Source organism: Trichocoleus sp. Lan, from assembly GCF_039961855.1.
Lineage (GTDB): Bacteria > Cyanobacteriota > Cyanobacteriia > Cyanobacteriales > FACHB-T130 > FACHB-T130.
Genome location: NZ_JAMPKA010000012.1, coordinates 162,703 through 173,361, shown reverse-complemented (window position 1 = coordinate 173,361; position 10,659 = coordinate 162,703). Strand labels below are relative to the sequence as shown.

Here is a 10,659-nt window from a genome sequence, read left to right as displayed (position 1 = left end):
CGTTCTTCGTTGCTGAGCGTGACTGTATATTTTTCTGGCATCGGAAGTTTTGGGTTTTAGCCAGTTTCCCCGATCCCTGTTTATCTGTCAAAACTATCGTGGTTAACTACTAGTTGCTCGAAGCCTTAGTTAGCAGGCTCAATTGAGGCTGTGAAGCGCGAGGTGGCTCTCGCAGTGCTAGATGGACTTCGTTTGTCTCGCCGGATTCCCGCCTCTGGGCAATTTGCTCTCATCGGGATGCTCCCAATCCTGGGAACCCAATGCATCTACAGCGCTATTTTTGTAGCTTAATGATAATAATTGACAATAACTCTTTTTGCAGCTATATTCAAAGGTTGTCAATTACGTTACTAAAAGTTGATAACACAGGCTATAGAAGATGGCTTCAAAGAAAAGCAACCCTTTGTACAGGTAGTGGGTGGAGAATTTGTTTGTGGTAACTTAACAAACGGTTCTTAGCTACCTAGTTAAAAAACATTGTCAATATAAGATTTTATTGAGGAGTAACCTGGTGAAGCGTCGAAAGTTTGTGTTTTTAATGGGACTGGCAACTGCGAGCGGTGGGTTAGCGATCGCCTGCTCTGACAACCAGAGTGCCACGACTCCCAATGCAACCTCCCCAACCAGCAGCCCTGCCAGTACGACTGCCGCCAGTCCATCTGCCAGCCCAGTTGCCGCCACCGGCCCATTGGAAAAAGAACTGGTGGTCTACTCAGGACGGGACGAGAAACTGGTTGGCGACCTGATTAAACAGTTTGAAAAGGAAACTGGGGCGAAAGTACAAGTCCGCTATGGCGACACCGCTGAGTTAGCAGCAGCCATTTTGGAAGAAGGTAAAAATAGTCCGGCTGACGTTTTCTTTGCTCAAGATGCCGGGGCACTCGGAGCAATGCAAAAGGCAGGTAGGGCATCGCAGTTGCCAACTTCACTGCTCGATCGGGTAGAAAGCCGCTACCGCTCACCGGATGGGAAGTGGGTTGGAATTACGGGTCGAGTGCGGACAGTAGACTACAACACCAAGTTAGTTAAGGCAGCAGATTTACCAGAATCTATCACTGGCTTTACCGATCCAAAGTGGAAAGGAAAAATTGGTTGGGCACCTACGAATGGCTCCTTCCAGTCCTTTGTCACCGCTTTGCGCGTCTCGCAAGGGGATGAGAAAGCTAAGCAATGGCTAGAAGGCATTAAAGCCAACAATCCCAAAACTTACCCCAAAAATGCGGCAATTGTAGAAGCGCTATCCCGTGGGGAAATTGCGGTCGGATTTGTCAATCACTATTACTTAGAAAAGTTCAAGCAAGAAAATCCCCAAGCTCCGGTGGATCATCACTTTACCAATGATGTTGGTTCCTTGGTTAACGTGGCGGGCGTGGCAATTTTAGAGGGTGCAAAACATCCCAATATTGCTCAGAAGTTTGTGGACTTCATGTTGGCTCAGGATGCTCAGAAATACTTTGCCACCAAGACTTATGAGTATCCACTAGCTTCGGGAATCGCTCCGGCGGGGAATTTAAAAGCACTCAACGGAATTCCCAGCCAAGCGACTGCTATTGACTTAAGCAATCTGAACGACTTGGATGCAACGTTGAAGCTTTTGCAGGAGACACAGGTAATTTAAGTCGTTTGTGGGAATGGGGAATAAGTACTGATAACTCTTATTACCCATTACTAGCCTTCAAAAGTGATGTTATTTCCGCACTTTTGTTGAATTGCTGGTTGTTAATCCTCATATCGATTAACTGATTGGAGAAAGCAGCTCGACCCCCTTTATTTCTGACTTTAACAGCAGCGGCAGTAGCGATCGCGATCGCTCTGCCTCTGACTTATTTGGTCATCCGGACGGCTGGTGTCGGTGGGGAAGCGCTCTGGGAATTAGTTTCCCGTGCCCGAACTCTCACCATTTTGCTCAACAGTGCGGCAATGGCGGCAATCGTGACCCTGTGTTCGGCATTGATTGCCGTGCCACTGGCATTTTTAACCGTGCGAACCGATTTACCGGGACGCCGATTTTGGCTAATAGCGACTACCTTACCCTTGGCAGTTCCTAGCTATGTAGGAAGTTTTACGCTGATTGCCACCTTTGGACCACGGGGTAGCTTGTTGCAGTTGTTGCTAGAACCTTTGGGGGTACAGGAATTACCTTCCATCTACGGTTGGCCTGGGGTGATTTTGGCACTCACCTTATTTACTTATCCTTATTTGCTGTTGAGTGTGCGTTCTGGATTGCAAGGAATTGACCCTACCTTGGAGGAAGCCGCCCGGAGTTTAGGTCAAAGCGGTCAAGCTACTTTCTTTCGCGTTATCTTGCCCCAGTTGCGCCCGTCATTGGTGGCTGGGGGTTTATTGGTAGCGTTGTACTCGCTGCGGGACTTTGGGACGCCGTCGTTAATGCGGTTTGATGCCTTTACGCGAGCGATTTTTTTGCAGTATAAGGCAAGTTTTAACCGCAATTCAGCGGCGGCTTTGGCGTTGGTATTGGTGGGACTGGTGTTGTTGATTTTGTGGTTAGAGTACCGAGCGCGATCGCGTGCAGCATACTACAGTCGCGGCTCCACCTCCCAGCGCCCCCCTAAAGTCTTGCTGCTGGGGCGTTGGAAGTGGCCTGCGGTGGCTTTTTGTGCGGTCGTGACAGCGATCGCTTTAGTGCTTCCTATTGGCATTACCGTGTTCTGGCTGATTCGCGGACTCCATAATGGCTACAGCCTTCCGAATCTGGTACCGGCTGCACTCAATTCCATTTTGGCGTCAGGAATTACAGCGGGTGTCGCCACTCTTTTTGCCTTACCTGTGGCAATTTTAGCGGTGCGGTTTCCTGGGCGAATTACTTCAATAATTGAACGCTGTTCTTACATTGGCTTTGGCTTGCCTGGAATTGTGGTGGCGCTGTCGCTGGTATTTTTTGGGGCAAACTACTTGCCACAGTTGTATCAAACCCTGCCGATGTTGGTGTTTGCCTATCTTGTCTTGTTTCTACCCCAGTCGGTGGGAACCGTGCGGGGTTCGCTTTTACAGGTGAATCCGCAGCTGGAAGAATCGGCGCGGAGTTTGGGTAGAAGTTCCTGGCAAACTCTCAGAGAAGTTACGCTTCCGCTGGTGCGTCCGGGTGTTATTGCTGGAGCTATGTTGGTGTTTCTCACAGCAATTAAAGAATTACCGGCTACCTTGCTATTAGCACCGATTGGCTTTGAAACCCTGGCTGTAAAGATTTGGAAAGCTACAGAAAATGTTGAGTTTGCTGAGGCAGCAACTGGCTCTCTATTTATGTTATTAGTTTCGATTGGATCGACTTTATTACTGTTATCTCAAGAGCGTGTGAGGAGTTATAAGTAGGCGGAAATGGTTTGTAGGAGATTTAATTTTGACGAACCGCCAAGGACGCGCTAGCGTTCGCGAAGCGGCGCGGATGCGCTAGAGGGATGCGCTCTCTTCGCTATAGGACGCCAAGGAAGAGAGTTTCAAGAATCACTTAAGATTGCTATCTATATGGTTTTTATCAAATTCAGGACTTACGCAACTGACACAGCGATAGCGAAGCGCTGCTGCGAAGCGCAGATCGCATAAGAACACCACGAAAGCGCGATCGCTCAGAAAAACTACGCTATGCCCCGTATGGCAAGGCGTTTCTCCTCATGCACGCGAGCCTTCCTGATGGATGATGGCGATCGCTGTGCTAATCTTTGCGGACATACTGGCGGATACGTTGAGCCGTCTCTTCTGCCCGAACTTGTGCGGTTGCCTGCTTGCCACTTTCGGGTTCCCAGTTGTACTCGCGACTGAAATAGTGCTGAATTTCAACCTGTCTCTTGGAAGTCAACAATAAAACGATCTGATAGTGGACATCGTAGAATTTGTCACCATCACCATCTTCTTTTGGAACTAGTCTTCTACTAGGAGTCAGCTGAACCTGAACATCAACAAAATCCCTCAGCGTGTAGGTCTTGACCGTATTACTGTCCTGGGAAATGATACAGTGACCTGACCGATCGAAGACCCAAACTTTAGATGATTGCACGTTCGCTTTCAACCACTGTGCGGTCACTTTTGCGTATGGGTTTGGAGCCACATATTTGTCAATCCAGGTTTGCCCAAATCCAAGTGCCAATTGCCAGGGACAGTAAACTCTACGACTGACCTCATCTGCTATTGGCTGCACTTGTTGCCACTCTGCTCCCTCCCAGGGAGACTTTACAGATGGGTGAGCCTGCCCACACAGACACAGTAACTCGCCCGATCGCATTTCGACAAAGAGCCGCACCTTTGCCCAAGGGTCTACATCTAAAACAACCCGATGAATATCTGAAAAATCATAATGTTCCTGGCGTTGTCTCCACAGACTCCCATATTGATAAGTCAGTCGATTCTGGGTTTGGTCAATGCAATAAGACTCGATTAATTTAGAGCGGATACTCAAAAGACTGACATACAGCGCGTTGATTCCCACAAGGAAGAACATACCAGGGAGTAACCCAGACCACTGCAACCAGTCCACCTGTGCAATGCTTAAGCGATTTGCTGTAGGGTCTTTTAGGAAGGTGTTGATGCGATCAACACTCTCCTGTGTATTATCCAACCCAGAAGTTTTATATTCCCTTAAAGAAACTTCACCTTCACTGGTTTGTAACAGAACTTGGTAAAATACCCCATCATCTACATTTGTTGTCAACTCCACAGCCTGCAAATTACGAATGGGTGTGTTCTGCCACACCCCCAACCCCAACCAGCCCGGTTTGCTTAACTGACACGTAACCTGCGTCGGTTCTATCCGTTGGCAGTTCAATTTTGCAGGCCCGGTCCAGAGAAGGAATCCAACTCCTATCCCGGTCACGAGAATTTCTCGGAACACACGACCGAAGGACACGTAATTCTGGCGGAGAACTAATTTATTTGGAGACTGTTCAGCAATTTGCGTCATGGCAACTTTGAAGCAAGGATTGAAAATAAGAAATGTTGATGTTTCAGCTTTAGCAACCGAAGACGACTTCTTAGAAGAACCTAACAAATTGGTTTTGCCATGCTGGGGCTATCAGCATTGCTACAGGCATCAGAGCTTCTGTTTAATTTAATACGCTTCGCTGGTGCTATATATATTGTTCTTAGGAGTACAAATGTTGATGAGCAAGCAGCAGGTTCAGTCATCGAAAACGGTTACTCCAATTGTTTACCGAAGACTTTTCTGGACTGGATTGGTCACCAGTATCACTAATCCAAAGGGAATTTTATTCTTCTTTGCATTCCTGCCAGAGCTTGTTGTTACCACTACAGGTCCCGTACCATTGCAAATGTTTGTCGTAGGGTTGACATTCAGGTTCTCAGGAGAAAATTAGTTGCTCAACTCAGGCGTCCAGCGTTAGCCATGTCCTTGGCCTAATTGTGGAGGTGCAATCTGCGCTTCGCAGCAGCGCTTCGCTATCGCATGTGACAGTTGTGTAAGTCCTGAAATTATTTGTTGTGCCAAAGGGATATTTAATCAAGCCGCCTATTTTGAATTTTGAGTTATGCAACCACCGGCAATTTTACGCTTACAGAATGTAACGAAGCAGTTTAGCCAAAATACAGTTCCGGCTGTTGAAGATGTAACGTTGACCTTGCAGCCAGGGGATTTGTTGGGATTGCTGGGGCCATCTGGCTGCGGTAAAACTACCCTGTTGCGGCTGATTGCCGGTTTTGAACGACCTTACCGCGGAAGCGTGGAGATTGGGGGACGAACGGTTGCTGATTCCCATTGTTGGGTGCCGCCAGAGCATCGGGACGTGGGAATTGTCTTTCAAGACTATGCCCTGTTTCCTCATCTGAGTGTGGCGGAGAATGTTGCTTTTGGCTTGCAACAGTTGACTAAACAGCAGGCCAAGGAACGCACGGAAGATGCGATCGCGCTTGTCGGTCTGCAAGGATTAGAAAAGCGCTATCCTCACGAACTCTCTGGCGGTCAGCAGCAACGGGTTGCCCTCGCCCGTGCCTTAGCACCGCGACCCAAGTTGGTTCTCCTCGATGAACCCCTCAGCAATCTCGATATCCAAGTACGTTTGAGGTTGCGTGAAGAAGTGCGAGAGATTCTCAAGGCAATTGGCACTTCAGCAATTTTTGTCACCCACGACCAGGAAGAAGCACTTGCCATCTCTGATTGGGTGGGTGTTATGCGTCAAGGACATTTAGAGCAATTGGGCACACCGGAAGATATCTACACCCACCCCGCCTCGCGGTTTGTTGCCGAATTTGTTACTCAAGCCAACTTCCTTCCCGCCCAACGCCAAGGTCATCTGTGGGAAACAGAAGTCGGTTGTTTTGATGTCGCCCTTAACGGACGGCAAGACCCCATTTCTAGCCTCACCGGCGAACTCATGATTCGCCAGGAAGACTTGATCTTACAGCCATTTCCTGATGCACCTGTTGTCATCCGAACCCGGCGCTTTTTAGGGCGCGAGTACCGATATTGCCTCCAAACTCCCTCTGGTAAAGAACTCCACGCTCGCACGATGACTGATACCGCCTTGCCGGTAGGAACGCGAGTGCAGCTATCGATTGCCGGTGATAGCGTTCGAGTTTTTCCCAACTAAAACTCTCGATAAATTAGGGAAATTGCTCATAGCCCCCTTTTTAAGGGGGTTGGGGGATCTCCAAATCCGACCCGGCGAACTGGGCTTGGTCGGGGCTTTTTGATTGCCATGCCCCTACAAATGTATCGCACTCAACAGCGACGCAAGCGAGTGAGTAGCAGCACAATTTCGTCCATCGCCTGCCGTATCGTTGGGGCAGATTGGTCGGATTGATTGACGAGAATGCTAAAAACGATCGTTTGATACTCTGGATGATTCATATACCCAGATAAGGAAACCGTTCCACTCATCGTTCCTGTCTTCGCTTGCACAATGCCTTGGGCTGGAGTATTTTGAAAGCGACTTTTTAGGGTGCCGCTGACACCGGCAACCGGGAGAGAGGCGCGGTAAATTGCGGCTTCTTTGGTTTGCGCGATCGCTTCGAGAGTCTGCACCAGTGCTTTTGGACTCACTAAGTTGTGACGAGACAACCCGGAACCATCAGCCATCACGTAACTGTTGGGATCGACGCCTAATTCCGTTAAAGCTTGTTTAACAGCAGCTAACCCCATTGCAGCCGAATTCTCTGAAAGTGTGGTTTCCTCGCCTTTACCGGTGGCACCCAGGGTTCGCAATAAAGCTTCTGCGTAGAGATTATTGCTGTTCTGGTTCGTCTCCATCAACAGAGTCTCCAACGGCGGCGACTCCACAGCAGCTAATTCCCGTTCGTCCCCCCTTTCTCTGCCAGATCCCACCTGCGACTGTGCGATAGGAATCCCCGCAATTACTAAAGCCCGCCGGAAGTGCTGCAAAAAATACTGGGCGGGGTCGAGAACTGCCACACCTAAAGATGCAGGTTCGGCACCCGCAGGCAACTGACCTTTAATCTGTAATACGGGTTTCCCCAGTACAGCGCTAACGGCGATCGCTGCGGGTGATTTCGCTTCCGCTGTCACCGTATTATTTTCCAGTCGCCATTGCGCGATCGCAATTGGATCGATCCAAGCGGTTTGTAGCGGTTGCCCAGGCGATCGCGGTGATAGGGTCAGCACAGTAGCATTTTGATTCAAAATTAAACTATTAACGGGTGCCGCATAAGGTGCCTGTAGATCGCCCCATTCCCAACTGGGATTTACTGCCTGTCCTTGAAAGTAATCATCCTCGACAATTAGCTGCTGCACCTGACGAATTCCCTGGCGCTTTAGCTGTTGTGCCAAGCCTCTTATCTGGGTATCGCTGAAACTAGGATCACCTCGTCCCACTACGCGCAATTCTCCCCCGTTTGTGCCATAAACTGAGGTGCGAATCCGAAACTGAGAACCTAACTTGTTTAAAACCGCTGCTGTTGTCAGCAGCTTTGTATTCGATGCGGGGATAAAGTAACGGTCTGGTTCGCGGCTGTAGAGGGTGCGTTCTGGAAATTTTGAATTTGTCGATAATGGTTCTATTAAAATTCCCCAACGAGTACGAGAAAATTCCGGACGGTTGGTGACAGCTTCAATCGCGTTTCCTAGTTGGGCAGGACAAACCAACGCAGGGGATTGGGGTTTTTCTGCTTGAGAAACCTGCTTTGAATTTATCGAAGGATTCGGAGAAACAGCGGGATTATTTGCCCTCGCCGCTTCCTGCCAGGATAGCAATTGTGTGTTTAGGAGCAACAGGAAACTCAGGCATTTACTGATTTTAGTAATTTTTAGGAATAAGTAGGGGCGCGGGAAAAAGCTAAAAATAGATAAACTTGTTTTTTTGAGACTACAGGTTTCTTTATGCTGGGATAAGCTGATACTTTCTTTTAAAAACCTACTTACCATTCAGATTTTTCCAAATAAAACTGACTTGTCAATAAAAATACTACCTTGGATAGGTGCAAAAGCACGATTTAGTTTACCAATAAAAATATTTCTAATGGTAGAGCTTATCGAGTCTTAAAAAGTGAATAAAATACAGAATAATCATAGATTTTTTTGTATTTACAACCGAAAAAAATAGGTACTTATAATCATGGCACTTCAAGAGCGCGATTTTGAGAAAAGCAATCGCCATACAGAGGCACCCCGTCGGAACAACGGAAGTAAATATTTTTTGGTTGCTCTATTAAGCGCACTTTCGACATTGGGTTTAGTTGCTGCTGGTTGGTGGCTGTATCAGCGAATGCAGCAAGAAAATGCGATCGCTCCCGCAGAAGTTCCAGTGACGACTGCTACCCCAATCGTCAGCCCAACCATTAGCCCCACCGTCGCCCCAACTGCTCCCGTCGCCCCAGTCGCCCCAGTCGCCCCAGCGCCCAGCCTTGGCATTCAACCCGGTCAATTTGTTGAGCCTGCCTTAAGCAACAAAGGGCAGGTTGAATTAATCGCTGTCCGCAGAATTCTCGGTGCGCCTGATGAAGTCAGCGTGGATATGCGAATTAATCGTCTTGCAGACGATGTGGTGGGAGGAGACCTGATTAATGTCGGTGGGACAACTGCCCGGAATCCGATCACCAGCGAAACTTATCAAGCACTCGATCCCTTAAAGCGTTCATCCGGAACGGTTTCTTTATATCAGATGCGCCTGGGGCAACCGCAAGAAGGCTATGTCGTGCTAAAAGTCCCCGCAGGTGTCAACGCCCTCGACATCTATGTCGATCAAACGCAGGCATTTAAAAATGTGCCGATTGCGGATGCGAACACCAGCCCAGTGAGTGGAACCGCCCCCGCTTCCTCAGTACCTACCATCGCGCCATCGCCCCAAGCTCAAGCACCTGCAACCACTGCGCCAGCTGCGCCAGCATCCAGCGCTGACATTCAACCCGGTCAATTTGTACAGCCTGCCTTGGGCACCAAAGGACAAGTAGAGTTGCTGTCTGTGAAGCGAATTCAAGATCCCGACTCCAGAAACCGCGACGTGGTAAACGTGCAGATGCGCGTCCGGAGTCTGTCAGATCGAGTGGTTGGAGGTGACATCATTACTGTGGGCGGAACCACTGGACGGAATCCAGAGACGAGCGAAACGTACAAAGCCGTTGACTTGATTAATCGCTCGACGGGAACCGTTTCTTTGTTCCAGCTGCGCCCACAAGCCTCGGCAGATGCCTATGTCTGGTTGAGGGTGCCAGAAAACGTCAATTCTATTGACCTCTACGTGCCGGAGGTACAGGCATTTAAGAATGTGCCCATCTCTAAATAGGAGGGAATCGGTAATGGGTCATGGAAAATAGGGAATTGTCAGTCCTTATGCATCCATAATCATGAGTCCTTAGTCATTTGTTCTTAGTTCGTTGCTACTGACTCACGATCCATTACCCCTTACCAAAACGGTATGAGCAATTTTTTATCTGGCATTGCAGTTGTACTTTCAATTTTGGCGATTATTGGCAGTGGCTTCAGTGCCTATCAAGTTTTTGAATTGCGGGAGGAACTCAACGCGATCGCTAATTTAAAAAGCGGTTCGACGCCTATCGGAGAGCCAACATCTAGCCCGACACCAGATGCAGACAGCACTCCCACCGTCAGCCCCACTAGCGTCGCCTCTCCAGTGCCTACTCCGACTATCCCCACCAACACCAACGCCAGAATTCAACCAGGGCAATTTGTACAACCGGCTTTTAACAGCAAGGCACAAGTAGAATTACTCTCGGTAAGGCGCGTTGCCGATCCAGAAACGGGATCTCGGAATGTCGTAAATATGCAGTTTCGGATTCGACGGGTTGCAAGTCCGACCGATCCAGATATAGATGTTTTAAACCCATCTGCAATAACTGCCCGCAATCCGAATACAAACGAGACTTACAAGGCGGTTTCTCCTAAACGTGCGACTCCTTCAGTGGATTTTGGCAGCATTGGACAAGGTGCCTCAGCCGATGCCTATGTTTGGCTACAAGTTCCGCAGGGAATCAATACGTTAGACATTTATATTCCCAATACCCAGCCATTTAAAGGCGTGCCGGTTTCTAATTAATTTAGCGAGTGTAAATGCAAAGTTCGGATAACATGGCTCGTTAAACAGCGAGATTGTAGAGACGCAATTCATCGCGTCTCTACGCAGCGAAAATTCTTGCGTTTTTTTACCAACAAAACTGGATTGAGCCTTAATTGAATTTGTCAGATTTTTTTTAACAAACCGCTTTGGCGAGCTAAATTTTTGA

7 protein-coding genes are annotated in these 10,659 nt (G+C 48.5%); 5 read left to right on the top strand and 2 right to left on the bottom strand.

Features of this window, described 5'->3' with window-relative positions; all coding sequences use genetic code 11:
• Window positions 1–511: 511 nt before the first annotated feature.
• Together NDA03_RS13050 and NDA03_RS13045 are read left to right on the top strand one after the other, a co-directional pair.
• A complete protein-coding gene (locus NDA03_RS13050) occupies window positions 512–1,618 on the top strand; it encodes an extracellular solute-binding protein (RefSeq protein WP_190410698.1) in 1,107 nt (368 codons plus the stop codon).
• A gap of 125 nt (window positions 1,619–1,743) precedes the next feature.
• Window positions 1,744–3,330 carry an iron ABC transporter permease gene (locus tag NDA03_RS13045; protein ID WP_190425308.1) on the top strand — a complete coding sequence of 529 codons (1,587 nt, stop codon included), beginning with the start codon at window positions 1,744–1,746 and terminating at the stop codon, window positions 3,328–3,330.
• 340 nt (window positions 3,331–3,670) lie between these two features.
• Here NDA03_RS13045 and NDA03_RS13040 read toward each other — a convergent pair whose 3' ends face one another.
• The gene (locus NDA03_RS13040) at window positions 3,671–4,912 is read right to left on the bottom strand and encodes a hypothetical protein (RefSeq protein WP_348238225.1); all 1,242 of its coding nucleotides are present in this window, start codon (window positions 4,910–4,912) and stop codon (window positions 3,671–3,673) included.
• Between the two features lie 583 nt (window positions 4,913–5,495).
• Here NDA03_RS13040 and NDA03_RS13035 point away from each other — a divergent pair.
• Entirely contained in the window at window positions 5,496–6,554 is a 1,059-nt protein-coding gene (locus NDA03_RS13035; RefSeq protein WP_348238224.1) for an ABC transporter ATP-binding protein, read from the top strand.
• Window positions 6,555–6,685: 131 nt separating this feature from the next.
• Here the strand turns inward: NDA03_RS13035 and dacB are convergent, their stop codons facing one another.
• Entirely contained in the window at window positions 6,686–8,173 is a 1,488-nt protein-coding gene (gene dacB, locus NDA03_RS13030; protein WP_348238223.1) for a D-alanyl-D-alanine carboxypeptidase/D-alanyl-D-alanine-endopeptidase, read from the bottom strand.
• Between the two features lie 361 nt (window positions 8,174–8,534).
• Between dacB and NDA03_RS13025 the strand changes: the two genes are divergently transcribed.
• Window positions 8,535–9,701 carry a hypothetical protein gene (locus NDA03_RS13025; protein WP_348238222.1) on the top strand — a complete coding sequence of 389 codons (1,167 nt, stop codon included), beginning with the start codon at window positions 8,535–8,537 and terminating at the stop codon, window positions 9,699–9,701.
• A 132-nt stretch (window positions 9,702–9,833) separates the two neighbouring features.
• Complete coding sequence (locus tag NDA03_RS13020; RefSeq protein WP_348238221.1) at window positions 9,834–10,472, top strand: hypothetical protein; 639 nt, start codon at window positions 9,834–9,836, stop codon at window positions 10,470–10,472.
• Window positions 10,473–10,659: the final 187 nt, after the last annotated feature.